At 33.4% G+C, this 22,355-nt stretch carries 19 protein-coding genes; 5 read left to right on the top strand and 14 right to left on the bottom strand.

Annotation, left to right across the window (positions count from 1 at the left end; translation table 11 throughout):
• Position 1: 1 nt before the first annotated feature.
• From ACU68Y_RS08445 to ACU68Y_RS08430, 4 genes are all read right to left on the bottom strand, one after another.
• Positions 2–700 (bottom strand): YwaF family protein, encoded by a 699-nt coding sequence (locus tag ACU68Y_RS08445; RefSeq protein ID WP_446755866.1) that lies wholly within the window; start codon positions 698–700, stop codon positions 2–4.
• Positions 700–1,419 (bottom strand): Type 1 glutamine amidotransferase-like domain-containing protein, encoded by a 720-nt coding sequence (locus ACU68Y_RS08440; RefSeq protein ID WP_316058292.1) that lies wholly within the window; start codon positions 1,417–1,419, stop codon positions 700–702. The genes ACU68Y_RS08445 and ACU68Y_RS08440 overlap by 1 nt, the downstream gene beginning before the upstream one ends.
• A gap of 568 nt (positions 1,420–1,987) precedes the next feature.
• A complete protein-coding gene (locus ACU68Y_RS08435) occupies positions 1,988–5,341 on the bottom strand; it encodes an FtsX-like permease family protein (RefSeq protein ID WP_316058290.1) in 3,354 nt (1,117 codons plus the stop codon).
• A gap of 1 nt (position 5,342) precedes the next feature.
• Positions 5,343–6,044, bottom strand: coding sequence for an ABC transporter ATP-binding protein (locus ACU68Y_RS08430; protein WP_060790896.1), 702 nt, complete (start codon positions 6,042–6,044; stop codon positions 5,343–5,345).
• 111 nt (positions 6,045–6,155) lie between these two features.
• Between ACU68Y_RS08430 and ACU68Y_RS08425 the strand changes: the two genes are divergently transcribed.
• Entirely contained in the window at positions 6,156–6,701 is a 546-nt protein-coding gene (locus tag ACU68Y_RS08425) for a TetR/AcrR family transcriptional regulator (RefSeq protein WP_446755865.1), read from the top strand.
• Positions 6,702–6,771: 70 nt separating this feature from the next.
• Here ACU68Y_RS08425 and ACU68Y_RS08420 read toward each other — a convergent pair whose 3' ends face one another.
• From ACU68Y_RS08420 to ACU68Y_RS08395, 6 genes are all read right to left on the bottom strand, one after another.
• Positions 6,772–7,314, bottom strand: a complete 543-nt coding sequence (locus ACU68Y_RS08420) for a GNAT family N-acetyltransferase (protein ID WP_446755864.1) — start codon at positions 7,312–7,314, stop codon at positions 6,772–6,774.
• A gap of 23 nt (positions 7,315–7,337) precedes the next feature.
• Complete coding sequence (locus ACU68Y_RS08415; protein ID WP_446755863.1) at positions 7,338–7,850, bottom strand: nitroreductase family protein; 513 nt, start codon at positions 7,848–7,850, stop codon at positions 7,338–7,340.
• Positions 7,851–7,970: 120 nt separating this feature from the next.
• Positions 7,971–8,171: a cold-shock protein gene (locus ACU68Y_RS08410; protein WP_002836874.1), complete on the bottom strand. Its 201-nt coding sequence runs from the start codon at positions 8,169–8,171 to the stop codon at positions 7,971–7,973.
• Positions 8,172–8,371: 200 nt separating this feature from the next.
• The gene (locus ACU68Y_RS08405) at positions 8,372–8,851 is read right to left on the bottom strand and encodes a pyridoxamine 5'-phosphate oxidase family protein (protein ID WP_446755862.1); all 480 of its coding nucleotides are present in this window, start codon (positions 8,849–8,851) and stop codon (positions 8,372–8,374) included.
• A 1-nt stretch (position 8,852) separates the two neighbouring features.
• Positions 8,853–9,530 (bottom strand): DNA alkylation repair protein, encoded by a 678-nt coding sequence (locus tag ACU68Y_RS08400; protein WP_446755861.1) that lies wholly within the window; start codon positions 9,528–9,530, stop codon positions 8,853–8,855.
• A complete protein-coding gene (locus ACU68Y_RS08395; protein ID WP_311433378.1) occupies positions 9,517–9,822 on the bottom strand; it encodes a hypothetical protein in 306 nt (101 codons plus the stop codon). Before ACU68Y_RS08395 ends, ACU68Y_RS08400 begins: the two co-directional genes overlap by 14 nt.
• A 70-nt stretch (positions 9,823–9,892) precedes the next feature.
• Here ACU68Y_RS08395 and ACU68Y_RS08390 point away from each other — a divergent pair, with 70 nt between their 5' ends.
• The 3 genes from ACU68Y_RS08390 (at position 9,893) to ACU68Y_RS08380 (ending at position 12,047) form a co-directional block, all read left to right on the top strand.
• Positions 9,893–10,801: a diacylglycerol/lipid kinase family protein gene (locus tag ACU68Y_RS08390; RefSeq protein WP_446755860.1), complete on the top strand. Its 909-nt coding sequence runs from the start codon at positions 9,893–9,895 to the stop codon at positions 10,799–10,801.
• Between the two features lie 83 nt (positions 10,802–10,884).
• Entirely contained in the window at positions 10,885–11,451 is a 567-nt protein-coding gene (locus ACU68Y_RS08385; RefSeq protein WP_446755859.1) for a DUF6088 family protein, read from the top strand.
• A gap of 65 nt (positions 11,452–11,516) precedes the next feature.
• Positions 11,517–12,047, top strand: coding sequence for a cysteine hydrolase family protein (locus ACU68Y_RS08380; RefSeq protein ID WP_002841098.1), 531 nt, complete (start codon positions 11,517–11,519; stop codon positions 12,045–12,047).
• A 388-nt stretch (positions 12,048–12,435) separates the two neighbouring features.
• On the opposite strand, the gene ACU68Y_RS08375 is transcribed toward ACU68Y_RS08380, so the two are convergent.
• Together ACU68Y_RS08375 and ACU68Y_RS08370 are read right to left on the bottom strand one after the other, a co-directional pair.
• A complete protein-coding gene (locus ACU68Y_RS08375; RefSeq protein ID WP_446755858.1) occupies positions 12,436–14,544 on the bottom strand; it encodes a cell wall-binding repeat-containing protein in 2,109 nt (702 codons plus the stop codon).
• A gap of 164 nt (positions 14,545–14,708) precedes the next feature.
• Complete coding sequence (locus ACU68Y_RS08370) at positions 14,709–18,977, bottom strand: Ig-like domain-containing protein (protein ID WP_446755857.1); 4,269 nt, start codon at positions 18,975–18,977, stop codon at positions 14,709–14,711.
• A gap of 1,345 nt (positions 18,978–20,322) precedes the next feature.
• Between ACU68Y_RS08370 and ACU68Y_RS08365 the strand changes: the two genes are divergently transcribed.
• On the top strand, positions 20,323–21,222 hold the full coding sequence (locus tag ACU68Y_RS08365; RefSeq protein ID WP_002841031.1) for a selenium metabolism-associated LysR family transcriptional regulator: 900 nt from the start codon (positions 20,323–20,325) through the stop codon (positions 21,220–21,222).
• Between the two features lie 267 nt (positions 21,223–21,489).
• On the opposite strand, the gene ACU68Y_RS08360 is transcribed toward ACU68Y_RS08365, so the two are convergent.
• Both ACU68Y_RS08360 and ACU68Y_RS08355 read right to left on the bottom strand, forming a co-directional pair.
• Positions 21,490–22,152 carry a TVP38/TMEM64 family protein gene (locus ACU68Y_RS08360; protein WP_446755856.1) on the bottom strand — a complete coding sequence of 221 codons (663 nt, stop codon included), beginning with the start codon at positions 22,150–22,152 and terminating at the stop codon, positions 21,490–21,492.
• Positions 22,153–22,267: 115 nt separating this feature from the next.
• Positions 22,268–22,348, bottom strand: a complete 81-nt coding sequence (locus ACU68Y_RS08355; protein ID WP_080551595.1) for an IS3 family transposase — start codon at positions 22,346–22,348, stop codon at positions 22,268–22,270.
• Positions 22,349–22,355: the final 7 nt, after the last annotated feature.

Raw genomic sequence — 22,355 nt, 5'->3', positions numbered from 1 at the left:
ATTATTGTTGCATAGTTAGTTGTGGTTGTGTTTGTTTTTTGTGAATGATTTTGTTGTGTGTATGGTCTGTGAGTGTGATTGTAAATGTGATGATTAGTGACATTATCAAGAATGTTACGGCTGGTGTGAATCGTACGGGTACTGTAGGTGGGAAATGTACGAGGTAGCCGTAGTTGGTGTGCATGATTAGGTTGACTGTCATTATTCCTGCGTTCATTACGCTTGTAATCATGAGTGAGTCTTTTAGTTTAAGCTCGCTTTTTCTTGTGGATAATATTGTCACGCCACAATATCCTAGTAGTAAGTGATTGATGATGTATGTGAGGTTGGTTACGTGTGGCCACAAGTATTTGGATGGGTCTGGGAATGTAAATGCGATGATGGCTCCGATGAGTCCCATCCACGCGAAGTAGCGCATGAGTTTGTCGTTGTGTAGGATGTATGCTACTAGCATCATGATGGCGGATATTCTGCAATGAAATAGTGGCAATCCTTCTTTGATGAATAGTGCGTGGTTTCCTACATACCATGAGAACAGCAGTATTTGTCCGCATAATCCTAGGATTAATGCTGGTTTGAGTAGTTTGGTTTTGTGTTTGGATTTGTATGCTAAGAATATTACTACGACTAATGATAGTCTAAGTAGTGTTATGTTGATGTTGGTGTAGGCGTCTTCTGTGTATCTGAAAAATTCTGTCATTAATTTACTCCTCGTAGATTTACGGTGTGGCCAGTAGTGCAGACTTTTTTTATTTTTCCGTCTTTTATTACATAGCAATTTCCGTAGATTTTGTTTTCTGTTTGTATGATGAATGCTCCATCTTCTATGGCGTAGAATTTTCTTCCGTAGCTGTCGGGTAGTGTGACATCTTCCATGATGCGTTGGTTGTCGATGCGTTCGTGTTTAATGTCTGTGTAGTGTGGTAGTACGGATATGTCTACGATTCCCAGTCCTTCGAGAAATCTGTGGTAGTGCGGGGATTTGACTTCGCCAAAATATTCGGGCTGCGCGTAGACTTCACGGGCTGAGTTCATGCTTCCTGCGCTGATTGCGATGACAAGTCCTTGGTAGTCTTTTATGTATTGTTTGAGATGAATGTCATGGAAGTATTTGTTTTGCGTTGGCACGTGTCCTCCTGCAAGTATGATGAGGTTTGCATGTGATATGAGTTGTTGTAGTTTTCTTTTTTTAAAAGGATACAACACTTCCCAGCGTTTGACTGTGAATCCACTTTTCTTGAATGCTCTCTTGTAGTGCGAGCTTATCGTGTGTGTTAAAAATAGTGCGTGTGGGTCAGACGGAATGAATAGGCAGTTGATGTCATCTACATATTCGTGGATTTTATCGACAAATCCATTTAAGCTGTTAAGTTGTCTTTTGTCAGGGGACATTATGTCACTTGTCAATATGACGTTCATTGTTTCTCCTATGTTTCTATATTTCGCGCAAATATATTTCGATTGGATTTTTATTTTATTTTACCACAATATGCGTGTTTTGTAAGATGTGTCGTGAAAAAGTTGCGGTGGTTTCTTAGGAAAAGTAGTTTGCATTGAAAAAACAAAAAACATCGTAAATAAGCGAATCATTCGGAAAAAATCGGAATAAATTCAAGCAAAATGAAACGTAAAAAAATTGTGCTGTCTGAGCGTCAGCGAGTTCACAATTTTAGTTTCACAAGCGATGAATTTATCAATTTTTGTAGACAGATGAGCGTTTTGCGAGTTTTTGTGTTCCACTATTCCTATGTGATGTATATGTCCTGAGAAATCCCCTCTCCCCTTTTTATAGAATTGAAAAAAGTAGATTACCGTGTTTGCTTAGAATATCATACGGAGAAAATTATTCCAAATTCAAGTGAAATGAAACGTTAAAAAATCGCACTGTTTGAGCGTCAGCGAGTTTGCGATTTTAGTTTCATGAGCTTAGAATTTGTTAATTTTCGTAGTCTAGATATTCGTGTAAACACGGTTTTCTACTTCTAACCTAATCTACTGATTTTAATGCTTCAAGCATATCTACTTTTTTCAATTTGTGGTTGACTATTATTCCCAATGCGTAAAGTATTCCTATTACCAAAAGTATTGGTAGGATATATACCCACACTTCAATGTTCGGGTTGAAGAATATTTCCGCTGGTGCAACTTTGTCGAGGATTATTTTGTGGAGAATTTTTCCGCCAAATATTCCTGCGATTATTCCAATTATCGACAAGCAGATTGTTTCACGATAGATGTACATGGTTACTTCTTTGTTGAAAAATCCCAATACTTTTATCGTGGATAGTTCTCTAATTCTTTCTGCTACGTTGATGTTGGTTAGGTTGTACAATATTACAATCGCAAGTAATAGCGACATTATAGTTAGCACTGTCATTACTTTCGTGAGGGAGTTGGTCATCGATTCAACTTGTATGATGACGTTTGTGTTTTGCGATACTGCTTTGATTCCGTTTGACGCCATGAATTTCGCTGTGACCTTCTCGACGTTTGTCTTGGATTTATCTTTGAGTGCGATGAAGTAGCTGTTGTCGTCTACTTTTTCTCCAACTATCGTTTCGTAGTAGTCATCACTCATGAAGATAAAATGTCCGGCGTACATTTTGGTGATTTGTGCGATTTTGAATTTTCTGTCTTTGTTTGCGATTTTTAGCGTTATCGTGTCGCCTGTATTCACTCTCATCAAATCGGCGAGTTTCTGTGATATGACTATGCCATTATTTGTGATTTTGAGAGCATCTTCGGTATTTTTGTGTTCCAAATTAATATATGGAGAAAATGTGTCCGTGTGTGTGACAAGCATCGTAATTGTTTGTTCGTCGTCAATTCCTTTGATGTTTTTGGTTATATTTTCAAAGTGGATTGGAATGTAGCCTTGAATGTCGTCAGATTTTAATAGTCGATCGATTTTTGCTTGTTCTTTTTCTGTGACGAAATCTTTCTTGGCGACTACTGCATCGTATTGGATGATTTGTCCGTATTGTTTGGTTTGGATGCCGTTGATTGACGATGAAATCCCAAGTCCTGCGAATAATAGCGCAACGGATCCTGCAACGCCGAATATCGTCATGAACATTCTTTGTTTGTATCTGAAGATATTACGTGCTGTGACTTTTTGCGTGAAGGTCATTCTGCTCCACAACGGTGTAATTCGTTCCATGAAAATCTTGGAGCCTTTTGTTGGTGGTTTCGGTAGCAAGAGTTGTGCGGCTGTTTCTCGTAGTTCTTTGATTGAGATGTAAACTGCTGGCAGTACGCTGCAAATTATCGAAAATAGCACCGATAGTCCGAGTATTTTGAATGAAAAATAATATTTGACCGGTGGTAGTGTCATGTTTGCCAATAGCGACGTGCATAAAATATACGGAAGTGCGTACGTTCCAAGTAGCGTTCCCAAAATCGTACCCAATCCTCCGGAGATTAGCCCGTACAACACGAATTTCTTGATTACATCAGTATCATTGTAGCCCAATGCCTTCAATATTCCTGCGTTGTTTCGTTCTTCTTGGACAAATCTCGTCATCGTCGTGACTGTTACAAGCGCTGCAACAAGATACAAGACTACTGGGAACAAGTTGCTTACTTTGGTAATTCCTGATGATATCGTTTCGACCATTTTGATTCCGTCTCCACCCGGCATTGTCCTTCTCGTGTATGTCGAATATTTCGGCAAAGATAATCCGTCGATTTCTATTTGTGCGTCGTGAATTTTGGATTCTGCGTCTTGGATTTTGTCGTCGGCTTTTTTCTTTTCGGTTTCGAATTCTTTTTTCTTGTTGTCGAGTTCTTTTTGTGACGATGAAATTTTGTTCAATCCTTCTTGAATTTGTCTTTTTGATGAGTTCAGTTGTGCGATTCCATTCTTGTATTTTGTCTTGGATGCGTTAAGCTCGTTTCTTCCAGCGTTGTATTTCGCAACAGAATTCTTGTATAATTTCTTCTTTTCGGATAGTTTAGTTTGTGCTGTGTCAAATTCATCAATTTTTTTCATTCCAGATTTGTATTGTTCAAATCCCTGATTGTACTTCGCCAATCCTTGGTTGTACTGAGCTTCAGATTGTTGCAGAATTTTGGTTTCTTCTGCGATTGATTCTGCTGCTTCCTGGATTTCTGGAACATTGTCTGGGTTTATTCCCTGTTTTTTCAGTTCAGCCTTTTTTTGTTCGAGGTTTTGTTTTGCTTGTTGAAGCTTTCCCTTTCCTTGTTGGATTTGAGTTTTTGATGAATCGAGCTTTTTTTTCGTAGCATCAAGTGTTGATTTTGCTTGTGATAACTTCTTTCTATTCGCTTCGACATCATCTTTCTTGGTGTTCAACTTTTTTTGTCCGTCGTCTAGCTGAACTTTCGCATCGTCCAATTGTTTTTTCGTCGCTTGTAGTCTTTCCTCTGCTGATTCGAGTTGGTATCTTGAATTCTTGATTTCAGATTCCTTGTTAGCTATTTGTTTTTTCGCTGATACTAGCTTTGATTTTTCATCGTCGATTTTCTTTTGTCCATCAGATAATTTCTTCTCTGCATCTGCGATTTCTTTTTTGGCATCTTCGATTTTCTTCTTGGATTTTGCGATTTTGTCATTCGCCTTTGATTTGATTTCTTCTAGTCGTTGTTTTCCGTTGTCTTTCAAAATTTCATCGAGTTGTTTCTGATGTTTGTCGACTTTTCTGGTGTATTCAGAATCCGTGAAGTTGATTCCGCGCACATCTTTGTAACGCGCACGTGCAATGGTGTAGACGTCTGTGTCGAAGTTTTCTTCTGTTACAACTGCATATCCTTCCAAGTTTCCAGATCCCGCAGAAGAATTTCCAAGAGCTGTCTTGGAGATAATTTCTGTAGAATTCACAAATCCAGTTACAGTGAAGTCTTCTTGTTTCAAAATCTTACTGTCTTCGTCTTTTTCTTTGAATTTTATTTTATCTCCGATTTTGTATTTGGATTGGTATTGGTCAGTGAGTGCGATATCTCCGATTTTTTGTGGGAAATTTCCACTCACAAGCTCAAATTTGGATAAGTTTTTCGTATTTGAAAATATTCTGAATGAAGTTGGCGTGCCATTTATCGTCGCATCGGAGAAATATCCGTACTCAACCTCTGCGATGTTTTTGATTTGGTCGATTTCCTTCGCATCATTTTTCGTTATTCCATAATCGCTGATGACGTTGATATCGGACAAATTATAATCTTCGTAGTATTTGTTCGCCGTCTTGTCGATGTCGGGACCTGTGACTTTGAGTGCGACAAGTGTCATGGATCCGAGCATCATCAACAACATTATCGACAAAAATCGTCCCTTAGATTCTATAAACGATTTAAAAATCGTCTTGTTCAATGTTTTCTTCTTCATTTTAGTATTCCAATGTTTCTATGTTTTGTGGGTTTGAATTCAACTCGATATCTCGAATTTTCGCGTCATGCATGTGAATAACTCTGTCTGCAATCGGCGCCAACGCTTGGTTGTGCGTAACGATAACAACAGTTGCTCCTTCTTTTCTAACCATATCTTGCAAGATTTTCAAAACTTGTTTTCCTGTGTGATAATCGAGAGCCCCAGTTGGTTCGTCACACAATAGTAGCTTCGGATTTTTCGCAACTGCACGTGCAATTGCCACGCGTTGTTGTTCTCCACCTGATAATTGTGCTGGGAAGTTGTCGATTCTTTCTCCAAGGCCAACAGATTGTAGGACTTCTGTTGCATCGAGTGCATCTTTCACGATTTCAGATGCTAGCTCGACGTTTTCTTTGGCGGTTAGGTTTGGAACAAGATTGTAGAATTGAAACACAAATCCCACGTCATTTCTTCTGTAATTCGTGAGTTCTTTTTCGTTAAATGTGCTGATGTCCTTGCCATCTATTAGTACATTTCCCTCGTCATTAGTATCCATTCCACCGAGAATATTTAAAACGGTTGATTTGCCCGCTCCTGATGAGCCGAGAATAATCGCCAATTCTCCTTTTTCTATTTCAAACGATATGTCGTTGTTTGCAATTATTTCAGATTGTCCTGATTTGTAGCGTTTGTAGCTGTTTTTCATTTCAATGTATGCCATGTGTCACCTCTTAAATAAACAATGTGTTGATTTATCTTATAAATTATTTTATATTAAAAGTAGAATTGTAACAAAACAAAATTGAACAGTTTGTTGATTTAAGGAGATTTTATGATTAGAGAAACAGATACCAGGGACAAATTAAAAAAAGCGTTGACGATTTTGTTGAACGAAAAAAGTTTGAACGATATTTCGGTGAGCGAATTGACGAAAGAGGCTCACATCAATCGTGGAACATTTTATTTGCACTACGATGATAAAATGGATTTGGTGGATAATTTGGTGGAGGAAATCTTCGAGGATTTAAAGGAGATATTGACGTCGGAAAAAGTCGCAAGCAAATATTCTTACGATATCATCAAAAAAGTTATCGATTATGTAAAGGATGATTTCAATTTTATTTACGCGTTGACGATGAATAGCTACAACTACATCAACGATATGTTGAGGAAGTTTTTGCTGGCGTTGATTGATACGCTTCCAGAGTTGAAGCATTCGATTGACAATCACCCGTTCTTGCCAAAAGATTATTCTACGGAGGTATTCTTGTCGTTAAATTCGGGAATTATTTTGCATTGGATTAGAAAAGGTGGCGTGGAAAGCACCGAAGAATTGGCAAATTTCTTCTATCAAGTGAGCAATTTAAAAACGACTTAGTCAATGTGACTGAGTCGTTTTGCGTTTTAAATAAATGTTACTGTTTCTGATAATTCTTTTCTTTTGTTCATTAGTTTTCCTTTAGTTTGGTTAATTGGTTATTAAAGTTTTCTTCAATTAGCTCATACATTACAGAGGAGCGAATGTTCCCCAATTGATCTGTCCACGAATTTTCTTTAATTTCGGTATTGACAAAGCCTAGTTTTTCATAAACATGATGTGCCCTTTTATTCTCAGCAGTTGTTGACAATACTATTTTCTCAAATCCTTTTGAAAACAACTCACTGATTAATAAACTTAAAATAATTTTTCCCAGACCTTTATTTTGATATTCTTCTTCACAAATTTTAATTCCAATCTCCACTGATTTATGATCAAGTTTCTTGTAATTCATTTCTCCAATTGGAATTTTATTATATTCAATTATCAACAGAGTATTATTTAACATGTCGTGATCTTTAATATTTTGTATAACTCTGTTATCGGTAGTGTTTAGTCCAAGGGGAAATCCTGCATGTTCCATTACCCTGCCATCATTCCACCATTTTAATAAATTAGATACATCTAGCAAAGAGGCGTTTCTAACTAATATTTCGTTATATTTTAAATTCATTAAATCTCCAGATTAAGTACTATTTAAATAAATGTTAATGTTTCTGACAAATCTTTTCTCTTGTCGTGAAGTGGATTGATTTCACAATCTTCTGCAGGATAGCCGATGTCTAGCATCATAAGGACTTCTTCTTTTGCAGGAAGGCGGAACTTCTTGTGTGTGATGTCCGGATCCAAGAAATTGATCCAGCAACTTTCCACGCCTTGATTTTTCGCTGCAAGCATCATATGAGTAGCGACTATTGTAGCATCTTCGATTCCAGAATCTCTGCTGCCTCCTGGATATGTAAACACGTTTGTCTTGTCATAAGTTACAAGTAAAACGGTGCTAGCTCCATATCTACAAGGTGTCACTTCGTCGACTTTTTTCAAGTTTTTTTCTGATTGTATTACATAAATGTGATATTCTTGTAAATTTTTAGCTGTTGGAGCTAATCTTCCAGCTTCCAAAATCTTATCCAGCTTCTCCTTTTCGACCTTTTTGTCGCTATATTTCTTGCAAGAATATCGATTTTTGATTACTTCTTCAAAATCCATATTATTCCTCCCAAATTTTTTAGAATCTAATAATAATATACCACATTTGTATTTATTTGTAATATTTTGACAAATAAAAAACCAGTATACATTCTCACGCATACTGGTCTGAATTTAATATTATAATTTAACTACGTTAACTGCTCTGTCGCCTTTATCAGAAGCTTCAACATCATAGGAAACTTTTTGTCCTTCTTCTAATGTTCTGAATCCTTCTTCTTGGATTGCGCTTTGGTGAACAAAAATGTCCTTGTTGTCTTCTCCTGTAATAAATCCGAATCCTTTAGTAGAATTAAACCATTTAACTGTTCCGTTACTCATAATATCCTCCTTGTTATTCCGTAGAATAACCGTACCACTGTACTGTTTTTTATTTTTTGTGATAACTAATTAATTTAAGAGAATAAAATATTTTACAAAACTTTGATTCACTACCTTAATTACTTACTACCTTTTCAGTATACAGCTCAAATGTTATACTGTCAAGCATTTTTGAACAATAATTTTTCTGTTTTATAAGTTTATTTTTTCATTTCTTTGTGTTTTGCAGTCATGGATGTTACTTTTAATTTGAACACCCTAGTTCTCGGAATCGCCTTCGGATTGAATTCGAAATGATCCATGTGGTATTTGTCCGTCATTACAGTCAACGCTTGGAATTTTTCTTGCGGATCTGTCACATACTCCACGACACCCTTGCCCATGATGCTCGAATAATTCATCGTGCAGTATCCTATTTCTCTATTGGAATACAAATCGTGATTGCAATCCATCTCAAAAGAAGCCTTGTTGTTCTTGTCGATAAGTTCGTATTTGTAGCCTTCCAACGCGCCATGAAAATACAAAACCAATTCATTGTCAATCACTTCATATCCGAAATTCAACGGCAAAATATACGGATAACCCTCATCATCCACAAGTCCAAGCCTACAGACATCGCACGCATCAATTATCTTCAATTGTTCATCAAAACTTGTGATTTCACGATCTTTTCTTCGCATTTTATCTCCTTTTCTTTAACGATTTCAAATATTGTTTTTGTTCCGGTGTAATTCTGAAACTTTCTCTCGCTTTTTGGATTGTTTTGTTGTGCGTCCACTCATCTAGCAAATTATCTTCCAGCACAAATATAACATCGTCCCATTGTTTCGCCAACGCTGTCGCGAAAAACCACGCAACCATCATATTCACATAATATTCTTCGCTTCTGATTCGTGTTGCTATTTTCAAATGCTCAACCTTAAACTCATCATCCAAGAAATATTTCATCAACAAACAAATCGCAACCCTCACTGTGTAGGTGTGGGGTGATTTTGCCCACAATTTTATTTTCCCGATTAATTTGTCGGTGTTTTTTGTAAAAATTTTCGGTGAAATGCAATCGCACACCGCCCAATTATCGACAAACGGAAGAAATTTTTCCAAATTATCGATGCAATCATCGTAGTTTTTCATATTAGAAATCAAAATAGAATGAAGCATATTTTCTTCGTAGTATGTGTGTGGCAAATCTTTCATGAAAATTTGTGCCTGTTTCTCGTCGAATTTCTTGGCTAACTTTCTCAAATCGGGCATTCTAACTCCAATTATCGTGGATTTGTCGATAGTAGGGATTAGTTTCGATTGAAAGTCTCGGTATTTCAAATCTTGCAAGGATTGAAGCTCATTAATTACGTTCATTTTTATTTCCAAACGTAGTATAAATCTTGTATCCAACGCTTAATGTCATCAAAATTCCAAACACAAAAAGTTTTATCGCTACTGATGAGTTTCCATCTTTAAAATATCCGTAACCTGCCCAGTACAACAAAACCGTTACGATTGCAGCGATTATCCAGAAAATTCCCACAATTATTTTGTAAATTTTATTGAGAGTAGGATTGTCTTTTCTATTTCTGAAAATTTTTTCGAATAGAAATAGAAGTGCCAGAGCTATCAGCACGTAAATTACGTTGTAAAAAAATTTATCCATAATATTATCCTTTGCAAAAATTTATGTGTACACCTATTTATGTTTATATTATAATATGAATGGTGATTAAATGAAATACGTATTTTTGTTGAGTAGCAAGGCTGGAGCTGGCTCATTTTCAGAATTGGAACACTCCATTGTCAAATGCTACGAGAGCAATAATTTAAAATATAAAATAATAAAAACTGAATACAAAAACCACGCATCTGAAATTGTTCGTAAGTATCGCGATTGTTCAGATGTTTTGTTGTATGTGTGCTCGGGAGATGGAACGTTAAATGAAGTTGTAAATGCGATGAAACAAACCGCTGCGAAGTTCAGTGTGGGACTCATTCCATCAGGAACCGCGAATGATTTCTCCAAGAATTTCGATTATTCAAACTTCAAAATCGAAGACACAATCAAGCCCGTTATTGACGATATTGATGTGATAAAAGTAAATGACAGATACTGCGTAAACGTGCTTAGTTTCGGATTTGATACGGTGATTTTGAATTCCGCATACAAATTATTAAAGAAAAACCCAAAATTAAAGGCAAATGCATATCCAGTTGCAGTGTTACAGAATTTATTTAAAATACCAAAATACAAGCTAGAATCCAGCACATGTAACGGAGAAAACGGAGAGGTTAGTTTGAAAGGATATTATCTACTCGGTGCAATCTGCAACGGCGGATTCTACGGCGGAGGATTCAACCCTTCTCCTTATGCGAATATAAAAGATGGCATATTGGAATTGTGCTTGGCAGAATCAATGCCATTGTACAAGCTAATTCCGTTGATTTTCAAATACAAAAAAGGCGCTCACTTGTCACATCCTCTTATCCATTTTCAAAGATTAACGAAAGGATATATAAAATTCGAAAAAGAATTGATGGTCAATGTCGACGGAGAAATCTTCACGACTGATTTCTTGGATTTTGAAGTGCTTCCAAAAGCATTGCGATTTGCGAGAGTTTGTGATTATAGAAAGATATAGAAGTTTGCACGAAAAATAAGATATTGCATTTTTTTATTTTTGTCACGGATATGATACAATATCCGTGACAAAGGAGTGTTGAAATGAGTTCATATATTGAAATAATATCAGACAAAATAAATAGTTTTAACTCACATAAAGTATTTTTTGCAAATGACTTTTTAGATGTTGCATCTAATGCTACGGTTAGACAAATATTAAAAAGATTAGCAGATGAAGATAAAATTAAGCGTATCATTGATGGATTTTATTACAATCCAAGATACAGTGAATTAATTGGAGAGTACGAAGCAGTATCAATTCACGAGTTAGCACTTGCTATAGCAAGAAAATACAATTGGAATATTGCACCATATAATAGCACAGCCTTAAACTTATTAGGACTTTCAACACAAGTTTCAAGTCACTATAAATATATATCTAGTGGGAGATATAAGGAATATAAAATTGGAGATACCATTTTAGAATTTAAGAAAGTAAATCCAGGAGAGATTGCTAATATGTCTTTGAAGACAGCGACTATAATTCAAGCAATTAAGTCTTTGGGCAAAGAAAATATAAGTAACGAAGTTATACAAAAGATAAAAGAAAACTTATCTGAAAAAGAAAAATTAGATTTAATGAATGAATCAAAATCAGTGCCAGCATGAATATATGAAGTTATAAGGAAAATTAAAGAATTTAATAAGTAACAAGTAAAATTAAGGAGATTATAATGAATGCATTAATAGTATTGGATGTACAAAATGGGATATTGAAGAAAAAAGATTTTACTGATACTCTAAATAATATTAAAATTCTAATTGATGATTTCAAAAAGAATGATGATATTGTAATCTTATTCAAGCATCTTTCGAATGACCCTGACAGTCCCTATTTTAAAGGCTCCGATGATGTGGAAATCTGCGAAGAACTTCTAGGATCGGGAGATTATGTGATTGAAAAGGCGTCATGTAATCCGTTTTATAAAACTAATCTTGCCCAAGTTTTAAAAGACAATGAAGTGTCTAAAGTTTATATTTGTGGTTTCAATACGGAGTATTGTTGTTTATTTTCGAGCATAATATGTTCCGACAGAGGGTATGAAACTATTTTTATTGAAGATGCTTCAGGAACATTTGGAGATGAAGAAATTTATGAAATGCCCGGATTAGATATTAATGATTTTATTGGTTCAATACTTAATTGGTCCGGAGAAGTTCAGGTTTTATATACTGAAGAATATTTGAACGGTTTTGAATCTTGAGAGAGTGAATTAAAAATGATATCAATATAAGTATCTTACAATCGATGGATTTAAAGGCAATATTTATGATATCCAATTTTCCAGACACTGTCTGTAAAATTTGCCAGACCCCATTAATGTGAACTCTTATCCATAAGAGAAATGGTTGATTTAGATTTCCTGAAATAGAAAAAGATTATAAGGATATGTCAGAAATGATATATGGAGAATATCCAAACTTTGAAGAAATTATAAAAGTTCTTCAAGAACTAGAAAAAGAAATTAATAAGTAAATATAATATTTCTAAACTAATTTTTATTATATAGCAAAGTTTTACCGGTATAAATTGATACGAAAACTTTGCAGAACCTAAAAATCAGAGCCTTATACAGCTCTGATTTTCGTGTGTTATTTTATAAGATTTTTTAGTGAATCAACATTTTCTTGTGGAACATATTTTTCTCCACCAACAACTGTGATTTGTTTGATGTTTTTTGCTACGTAATCTTTTACTGATTTTGGTAATTCATTTCTACTTACTAATAAAATCGGTGAAGATTGTCCTCCTGCTACTGGTGATACTACAAGTGCATCTGCAAATACTTCTCCACTTGCTACGAATGCTTGTTTTCCTTCAAATAGTTTTTCTGCAATTTTTACTGCTGTTTCATATCTGTCAGATCCCGAAATTCTTTGTGTATCTTCAGGAAGTTGTTTTTGAACTTTTGATGATACTGAATTTAATCCTCCAGCTATACATGTTTTATTTATTTTATTGCCTTTTATAACTTTTGCTATGCTTGGATTAATGGATGATTTTTGTACTAAAAGTATTGGATATGATTTCTCTGATGCGAAAGCTCCTGCTGTTAATGCATCCGCGAAGTTTTCTCCGCTCGCAATTATTGCAGTGTTTTTGTTTCCTGCAACTTCTATTAATTTTGTTGCTACCGCTGCAGATGTTTCATATCTATTTTTACCAGCTATTCTTTCTATTTCGTGGTCTTTGTCATATTTATATAACAAGGATTCTACCGTTGAATTTATAGAACTTTCTCCACCTACAATTATTACGTTCTTAACACCAAGTCTCGCGATTTCATCCATTACCCTGTCATCCAACTCATCTTTTTGTGTCAATAAAATTGGTGCTTTTAATGCTTTTGCAAGTGGTGATGCAGTTAATGAATCAGGATACATATCGCCTCTTGCAATGATTACAGTATCTGCTGTCTTGTAGTATTTCTTTGATACTTCAATTGCTGTTGCAATTCTGTCAGAACCAGCAATTCTATTTTTATCAACTTTTTCTGGTTTATCTGATAATTTGACATTCAAAGTTACATTAAATTTAACATAATCACTTGTTTTATATTCATAAGTTACCTTTTTAGCGTTTTTATTTACAATAAGTTTATTACCCTTTATCACAGCTGATTTTAAATTTTGAACTTTTGTTTTATCAAAGTTTCCTGGAAATTTTGTTACATCAAACGAATTATTGTTGCTATTGATTGATATATCATACACTTGATTTAAGCCATAGAAACTAGTTAATCTAGGATTTTTAGAAGTGTTCAAGGACGTTAAATTATTGTCTGGGCAATGGAATGTTGTAAGCTCTGTAAGTGAAGATATATCAATATTTTCAAATTGATTCTTACTTGTAAGTAATGTCATTAATCCGCCATTATTACCCAAATCTAAACTCTTAAGCTTGTTATTTGAACAATCTAGATAATAAAGCTTCTTGTTGTTTTTTAGATTTATATTTTCAATTAAATTTTCTTGGCATTCTAATTCACCTAGTTCTAAATTATTACTAACATCAATGTTTTTAAATTTATTTGTATAAATTTTAAGCTTTTCTAGTTTTGTATTATTGGAAAGATCTAGTTTATCAAGATAATTTTCTCCAACATCTAGAACTTTAAGTTCGGCATTTTTACTTAAATCAAGATTACTAATTTCATTTTTTAAGCAAAACATTTCTCTTAGTGATGTGTTTTGGCTAATATCAAGATTTTTAAGTCTATTTGTGTAACACCATAAAACTTCAAGTTGCTTGTTGTTTGTTAAATTTAAAGTTGTTAAATTGTTAATTCCACATTTTAGTTCAACTAGCGATGTATTTTTTGTAACATCAAGATTGTTTAATTCATTCCACTCACAGTTTAATTTCTTTAGTTTAGTATTTTTACTAACATCAATTTCCTTAATTTTATTCTTTACGCATTCAAGCTCTTCTAATTCAAGAAAAACTTCAACGCCCTTAATAGATTTGATATTTTTTTCGGAAACGTCAATATTTTTTACCACGTTAATTTCAGTAGTACTTAATTTGCCATTCCTATTGTTATCAAACCTTTTTACATATTCCCTAAATGTAGCATCAGGAAAATTTGTTTCATTGATTTCAACATCTTGCCCAGCAGCAAATGATGAATTAAATGAAAACGCTCCTATAATCAATGCAAATACAAGGATTACTTTGATTAACTTGCTTGTTTTTTTCATATATTCCTCCGTTTTTTATATTTAATTATATTTTAACTCATTTATATTTAATTTCCAATGTTTGTTTCGCGTTTTATTTGTAAAATAATGTCTGTTTTTAAGACAGCAAAAAAGCTGTTCAATAATGAACAGCTTTTTCTTTAGGGTGTTTTTGAAAAATATATTTATTTTTTCTTCTTGTTTGTTATATAAGCTCCGCCCAAAGTAGTGATTGACGCAATTGCCAATGATATAATTTCATTTTCATATCCTGCTTTTGGTAGTTTTTTCTTGTTTGAAGCTTTTTTATTGTTTTTATTAGTTTTATTCTTTTCAGATTTTTCGATGTTTATTTCAACCTTTGTTTTAATAACTGTATCTTGTTCAGTTGTTTTTGTTGGTTCGTTAGGTTGATTTGTTTTTCCATCTTTTGCGAATAAAGAATATACTTTTGTAGTGGATCCTTTGATAGTTGCTACTACTGTCACAACGATTTTGTCTCCATTTTTGTATCCTGTAGTGTCTACTGATAATTCTCCAGTTTTTGGATCAATCTTAACGCCTTTTGGTGAATTCTTGTCTAATGAGAACATAACTCCTTGTGGCATTTTGATAATCTTTCCAGATTTGTCCTTGAACACTGGTGTTACTTTAATTTTTGCACCTTTTTTAACAGTTTTTATTTCGTAATGCAATGATAATCCATCCATTGATTTTTTGTTTTGAGTTGATGGTTTCTTCGCATTTTTTTCTGGTCTTTTCATTTCCGGTGTTTTTGTTTCTGGTTTTTTCACATCAGGTGTTTTTTCTGGTGTTTTTTCTGGTTGCTTTTTGTTATTTGAAGGATTTGTTGTTTTTCCAGGATTATTAACTTCTGGTTTCTTTCCAGGATTATTAACTTCTGGTTTTTTATTATCTCCAGGTTTCTTTTCACCTTCTGGCTTCTTTTCTCCTTCAGGATTTTTTGCTTCTGGCTTTTTATTGTCCTCTGGTTTTTTTACATCAGGTTTCTTCGTTTCTGGTTTTTTATTATCCTCTGGTTTTTTTGTATCTCCAGGTTTCTTCTCTCCTTCAGGATTTTTTGCTTCTGGCTTTTTATTGTCCTCTGGTTTTTTATTGTCTCCAGGTTTCTTTTCACCTTCTGGATTTTTTGCTTCTGGTTTTTTTACATCAGGTTTATTTGTTTCTGGGTTTTTATTATTTTCAGGTTTTTTAGTATCTCCAGGTTTCTTTTCACCTTCAGGTTTCTTTTCTGCTTCTGGTTTTTTTGCTTCTGGTTTCTTTTCATCTTCCGGTTTTTTTACATCAGGTTCCTTTGTTTCTGGGTTTTTATCGTCTTCTGGTTTTTTAGTATCTCCAGGTTTCTTTTCACCTTCAGGTTTCTTTGCTTCTGGTTTCTTTTCTGGATTTTGTTTTTTGTCAGATTTTTGAGCAACTTTTGAAATTCTTGGTGAAGCTTTCTTGCCTTTTTCTTGTTGTTGAATTATAAATTCGTCGCCTTCTTTCGCGGCTTCTGTCAAATCAACAGACCATTTACCATCTTCACCAACTGTAGTTTTCACTTCTTTGCCATTTTCGCCTTGTTTGGTAACTACAATTGTAGCACCTGCAACTCCCTTACCAGTTATTTGCGTATTCCCTGCTTTAATGTCATTTACTAATGGGAAGCTTGATAATTTATTGTCTTGAGGATTGTTTTCAAGTTTTTTATTATTTCCTGGTTTGTTTCCATCTGGAGTATTTGTTTCTGGTTTCTTAACTTGTGGTTTCTTTGGTACAGATTTCAAAATTCCGATGGAATCTCTCTTACCTTTTTCTTGTTGTTTGATTATGAATTCGTCTCCATGTTTTGCTGCTTCTTCCAATTCAACAGACCATTTTCCATCTTTACCAACTGTAGCTTTTACTTCCTTGCCTTTTTCACCTTGTTTTTTAACTACGATTGTAGCGTCTGGCACTCCTTGTCCTGTTATTTTTGCATCCCCTGCTTTAATTTCATTTGCAACCGGGAATTTCGACAATTCTTTTTCTTGATTATCTTGATTATTATTTTCAGGTTTTTTATTTTTTTCTGGTTGTTGTGATTTCTTATCGGCTTTTGCAACAGTTACTTCTGATTGATCTGAATATTCCTTACCATCTTCTCTTTGAACAGCGAATATAATATCTCCTTCTTTGAATTTTTTCGCATCAATTGTAACCGACCAATTCCCCTTTTTATCAACAACTATATCTTTAGCTAAAATAATACCTTTTGCCGAGTCTTTTTCTGTCCTTGAAATGCTTACTTTTGCTCCAGGTACTCCTGTTCCCGAAATTACTTTATCTCCTTCTTTTACAGGATTTATTGTAGGATTTTTTGTTCTTTCTTTTCTGGATTCATCTTCTTTTGCTGGTGGATTTGGTTTCTTATTATCTTCTTGTTGTTTTGATTGATTATCTGCTTTTACAACAGTTACTTCTGTTATATCTGAATTTTCCTTGCCATCTTCTTTTTGAACGGCGAGAATAATATCGCCAGCCTTAAACTTTTTCGCACTATCAATTGCAACTGACCAATTTCCCCTTTCATCAACAATTATATTTTGTGCTAAATTATCATTCTTAGAGTAGTTCTTACCAGTTTTTGAAATATTTACTTTTGCCCCAGGTACTCCCTTTCCAGAAATTATTTTATCTCCTTCTTTTACCGGATTTATTATAGGATTTTTTGTTTTTTCTTTTTTGGATTCATCTTCTTTTGCTGGAGGATTTGGTTTGTTTTTATCTTCAGATGGATTTTGAGGTTTTTCTTGTTTTGCTTTAACTGTTATTGTTTTTTCGCCATTTTTAAATTGTTTAGTTTGATAAACTGTAACTTTGTCGCCTTCTTTCAATTCATCTACTAAATTTGCAGACCAGTTACCATGTTCATCAACAGTCGCATCTTTGTTGATGACTTCACCAGGTTTATTTTTCAATGCTATGATTAGACTAACTTTATAGCCTGGAGCTGCTGTTCCACTTAATGTTTTGTCTCCTGCATAAGCATCTTTTATTGTTAATTTTGCCTCTTCTTCTTTTTCACGAGCTTCTTTCTCATCTTGTGATGGCGGATCTTGTTGTGGTTTTTTATTTGTATCAGGATTTTCGGCTTTCTTTTCTGCTACAACAGAACGTACTTGATCAGAAACACCTTTGCCATCTTCTATTTGAACAACAAGAACAACGTCACCTTTTTTCAAATCTTTTCCTTGAGGAACATTTAATGTCCATTTTCCCTCATTATTTACTTCTATATTTTCTCCCATGATTAGACCATGTGGACTATTTCCCTCTACTTTTGTAACATGGATTTTAGCTCCAGCTTTTCCTGTTCCCGAAATAGTAGTATCTCCTTCTGTAACAGGGTTTACTGTTGGAGTTGCTGATTTTTCTTGTTGATTTGATTGTCCATCGTCTTGAGGTTTTTGAGTTCCAGCATCAGGTTGTTGTTTATCTTTTTCGCTTTCTTGTTTGGCTGCCACAAATGTTTTTAATGATGTAGGTGTTTTGTTTTTTTCAGTTTGTGTAACTACTACCTTATAATCCTTTTTTAGTGAATCTTTCTCTACAACAACTTCCCATGTACCATCGTCTTTTACTGTCGTTACGCCCGCTGTTTCACCATCATTTACTTTCTTTTCGATTTCAACTTCGATTTTGGCACCTTTTACTCCAGTTCCAGTTATTTTTGTTTGACCTTCTACAACAGGGTTTATTTTAGGAACTGCACTTTCTTCTTTTCTCACAGTGATTGTTGCCGTTATTGTAGAAGTAGATTGATCCTTGTATGTTATCTTTACATTAACTGTTACGTTTTTTTCTTTTTCTCCATCCTTCAATACAGTAGAATCTGGAGTGTAGCTAATCTTTCCTGTAGTTTTATCAACTTTTGCTCCATTTACAGAATTTCCTGCCAACTCAAATGTTGTACCTGCTGGCACATTAACTTTATTGTTGTTTTGTTTAAATGAAATATTAACTGTTGTACCTTCTCCTACGTATGCCAATCCCGGTCCATAAGTAACAGTGTATTGTGTATTCATTTTTTCTACTTTGTCTTCAGTTTTTTCTATAGGATTGACCATGCTAAATTTTTGTATTGTAGACTTTTCAGTTACTTTATTTGTTGATAAATCTGAATGATCCACTTGTCCTACTGGAGAAACAGTTTTTCCTTGTAGCATGTCTTTGTTTTCTTTTTGTGTAGTTTTTGATTCATCTTTTGTTGTTTTTTCTGCTTGATTAGATGCTACAACTGTGTTTGGTTCAGTGTTTGCGTATGATAAATTAGGAGTTAAAGCAATCGCATAGCCTAAAAAGCATGACACAACTCCTATTGATAATTTTCTTAATCCGTATCTTAGTTTTTTGTTCAAACTATTTGCCTTCTTTTCTTCGATAATTTTGTTTAGTTTGTTTTTCTTATTCATCTCTTTTCCTCACAATTTTTATTTTAGCTTTTCTTAATTTTTTAATAAGCTAATTCTATAAAACACAATTTGTATTTTTTACAATGCATATTTTACCATGTGATAATAAAAATTAAAATATTTTTTTCTAAACGTTCGGCGTTTTCCGTCTAATGCCTTAATGTCAATCTTTTCAGCTTTAAAAATTTGAATTTTTAGACATTTTTAAATGATAATCCGTTTTCACAATCCAAATTTTTAAAGTATTTTTATTTTTTTATTTGTATTTTTTATTTATTCTGCAGATAATTCTCATCATTTTTTAATAGAAATTTTATTTGTTTTGTTGTTATTCATTTCATTTTCATTTCATAATTTTTTATTTTATTTTAGTATTTTAATGGGCTTAACGTAATTTGTGAGAAATTTTTTATTCTTTTTTCTGAATGATTCTATTATTTTTCACAAATTTCACTTAATTTATTTTTATTCATTCAATTTATCTAGCTAAAGTTACGGGTGATTTTTGCCCTAATCTGATATTTTTTTGTATTTTTATTCGTGTAATGAACTATATTTCACATTCATTTCATAATCTTTAATTATTTTTAAATATCTTTTTAATCCGTAATTACTAGCGTTGTTATCTATTTATGAATATTCTACAAATTGTTACAAAAATGAAATATATTTCGAGATAATCCCTTGTTTCTCACAATTAACAGCGTGTTTTTTATTCAAATTGAATATTTCCTAACAATATATTCATTATTTTTGCAATAAAAAACCGACCCTCACAGTCGTTTGACTGTTGAAGATCAGTTTTTTATTAGGATAAATTCTTTCCAGATAACTTGTACACTTTTTTCGCCCTGTTTTTGAGTCGTGAATCATGAGTTACACAAATTATGGTCATTTTTTAGAACTTCGTCTTTTCTGTCTTTATTGATTAGGTAGCTTTTTGGTATTAATGCTAGAATAATTGCAGCTACCAATTGTAAAATTTTTAAAACCTTTTTTCATAATTTTCTTTTTAAATATTTTGTTTTTTAATATTATTTACTTGCTATACACAAATTATTTTATCATAAATATCATTAGTTTATTGATTGAATTTTTCTATAAATAACGTGTTATTTGTGTTTATTTGCAAATTTTTTTCATCAATTTTTACAAAAACACCGTTCAAACATTGACTTAATAACACTTGTTGATTTTGTATCATTTATAGGTTTTTTCTATAAGTAAAAATTTGTTTGTTAAATTTCTTTACAATTGGGTATATTACTATAAAGTATTTGTGTATTTTGTAAAATAAAAGGTATATGATAAAATATATATTAAATACCACGAAAGAGATAATAAAATGGATTTAAAACAATTAGAAACATTCATCACGGTTGTGGAATGGGACAGCTTTTCTGAGGCAGCGAAAAGACTGTATCTTACACAACCTACGATTAGTACTCATATAAAACAAATTGAAAACGAATTGAATACAGAATTGTTGAAAAGAACAACGAAAAAGTTGGAGCTTACACCAGAAGGTAGAGAATTTTATAATTATGCTAAGTCGATTTCTCGAATTATGGAAAGCATGCAGGATTCTTTTTCAAAAAAGAGCCTTACTACTTTTAATATCGGAGCAAGTTCTGTTCCAGCAACTTATATTCTACCCTCTCTTTTATCAAAATATCACAAATCTCACATCAAAACTTTGGTGAATATAATTCAATCGGACAGTTTAACTACGATTGATGGCGTTATAAATGGTTCTATAAATATTGGAATTGTCGGCATGACTACTATGGATAAGGAGCTTACTTTCGAAAAAGTTCTCAGCGATAAGCTTGTAATTGTCACGCCTTATAACGATTATTATAATGCATTGAAGAAAAACAATGTTAAGATTAGTTCTATTTTAAAAGAGCCGATAATTTTTCGTGAACAAGGTTCTGGTACATTAAAAGAATCTATGAAAATGATCGACGCTTTGGGTATCAGCAAGAATTCTTTGAATTTGATAGGAACTGCAAATAGCACCGAGACTTTGAAGCAATGCATAAGAAGTGGGATGGGAATATCAATTATGAGTAAGCTTTCTGTAGAAGAGGAAGTCGAAAATAATCAATTGATTTCTTTCAAGATCGACGATTTTGAATCGGTACGTCACTTCTATCTTGTATATCGTTCCAACACATTATTGTCAGAACCTGTAATAGATTTTGTAAAGTTTGCAAAAAAATACTTAGAAGAAAATTTTTAGTTCATAAAAATAACCGCAATAGCTATATTAGCAATTGCGGTTTTTGAGTGTTTGTTTGGTTAATTTAGACGAATTAAATTATATCAAAGTATAGCGATCGAGTCCTCTGAAAAAAATTTTATAAAATTCAATCGAGAAATTCGTTAAAAATTCAATTGTTTGAGCGTAAGCGAGTTTTGAATTTTAGAATTTCGAGATTAGAATTTTCAAATTTTTGCAAGCGAGACGAAGTGAGTTATACTTTAATATATTACCTGTCATTCTTTATTACTTCAAATCTGTTTGTTTTTCCTTGTCTTTTTTGTCGATTATTTTCGCAAATATCAGGCTCACAACAGTAAGTCCCACTACCAAAATAATCGCTTGGTAGAATTCCTTGGATCCTACATTCAACACTTTATCCCCCAAATTCAAATATACAAGTGTTCCAGGAATTATTCCAAGAACTGATGCAAACATGTATTTGGATAGGCTTATATTTGTCAAGCCAAATCCGTAATTTATAAGATTGTATGGAATAATCGGAATCAATCTGCAAATAAACAACAGCGTGAATAATTTTGAATCAGGAGCGTTCAATATTCTGTCTCTGTTTTTTTCGGAGAATTTTTCATTAATCATCTTGACTACATAGTCGTGTCCGATTTTTCTTGAAAGTTCGAACATCAACAAGCAGTTCATCGAAGCTCCAACAACTGTATAAATGCTTCCTTTTACAAGCCCAAAGCTTACTCCTCCGATTAATGCCAATGCTGGAACTGGAAAGAATCCTATCGGGAGAATCGTGAACAATAAAATATACACAACCGCTCCCCATGGTCCAGATTTTTGCACCAAATTTCTAATCGAATCGTACGGAACGAATACCATTAATCCCACAGTTACCACAACTAAAAGGACTATCAAAAATATTTTTTTAAATTTTCCCATTTGTCACCTACCTATTATTTGAATTAATTGTATCGTATAAGTTTAATATCTTCAACCAAAAAAATGCACACAGCTTTAACCTGAACCCGTAAACACGGAATAATTTAATAATCTTTTAAGCGGAATGTAATCTGTACATAACAGGGGACATTCCGTTTAATTTTGTTTTAATCCTATCTTCATTGTACCATTTAATATATTTT

The organism is Finegoldia sp. P1-F-LS, from assembly GCF_052932205.1.
Note: the sequence above shows the minus strand (reverse complement) of the source record. Positions and strands in the feature narration are given on the sequence as shown.

Coding starts and splice junctions, on each gene's coding strand:
- ACU68Y_RS08410 (WP_002836874.1), bottom strand. CDS start 8,171: ATGAGTAACGGAACAGTTAAATGGTTTAATTCTACTAAAGGATTCGGA.
- ACU68Y_RS08400 (WP_446755861.1), bottom strand. CDS start 9,530: ATGAACGTAATTAATGAGCTTCAATCCTTGCAAGATTTGAAATACCGA.
- ACU68Y_RS08380 (WP_002841098.1), top strand. CDS start 11,517: ATGAATGCATTAATAGTATTGGATGTACAAAATGGGATATTGAAGAAA.
- ACU68Y_RS08435 (WP_316058290.1), bottom strand. CDS start 5,341: ATGAAGAAGAAAACATTGAACAAGACGATTTTTAAATCGTTTATAGAA.
- ACU68Y_RS08390 (WP_446755860.1), top strand. CDS start 9,893: ATGAAATACGTATTTTTGTTGAGTAGCAAGGCTGGAGCTGGCTCATTT.
- ACU68Y_RS08425 (WP_446755865.1), top strand. CDS start 6,156: ATGATTAGAGAAACAGATACCAGGGACAAATTAAAAAAAGCGTTGACG.
- ACU68Y_RS08415 (WP_446755863.1), bottom strand. CDS start 7,850: ATGGATTTTGAAGAAGTAATCAAAAATCGATATTCTTGCAAGAAATAT.
- ACU68Y_RS08445 (WP_446755866.1), bottom strand. CDS start 700: ATGACAGAATTTTTCAGATACACAGAAGACGCCTACACCAACATCAAC.
- ACU68Y_RS08395 (WP_311433378.1), bottom strand. CDS start 9,822: ATGGATAAATTTTTTTACAACGTAATTTACGTGCTGATAGCTCTGGCA.
- ACU68Y_RS08360 (WP_446755856.1), bottom strand. CDS start 22,152: ATGGGAAAATTTAAAAAAATATTTTTGATAGTCCTTTTAGTTGTGGTA.
- ACU68Y_RS08430 (WP_060790896.1), bottom strand. CDS start 6,044: ATGGCATACATTGAAATGAAAAACAGCTACAAACGCTACAAATCAGGA.
- ACU68Y_RS08440 (WP_316058292.1), bottom strand. CDS start 1,419: ATGAACGTCATATTGACAAGTGACATAATGTCCCCTGACAAAAGACAA.
- ACU68Y_RS08420 (WP_446755864.1), bottom strand. CDS start 7,314: ATGAATTTAAAATATAACGAAATATTAGTTAGAAACGCCTCTTTGCTA.
- ACU68Y_RS08375 (WP_446755858.1), bottom strand. CDS start 14,544: ATGAAAAAAACAAGCAAGTTAATCAAAGTAATCCTTGTATTTGCATTG.
- ACU68Y_RS08385 (WP_446755859.1), top strand. CDS start 10,885: ATGAGTTCATATATTGAAATAATATCAGACAAAATAAATAGTTTTAAC.
- ACU68Y_RS08370 (WP_446755857.1), bottom strand. CDS start 18,977: ATGAATAAGAAAAACAAACTAAACAAAATTATCGAAGAAAAGAAGGCA.
- ACU68Y_RS08405 (WP_446755862.1), bottom strand. CDS start 8,851: ATGCGAAGAAAAGATCGTGAAATCACAAGTTTTGATGAACAATTGAAG.
- ACU68Y_RS08365 (WP_002841031.1), top strand. CDS start 20,323: ATGGATTTAAAACAATTAGAAACATTCATCACGGTTGTGGAATGGGAC.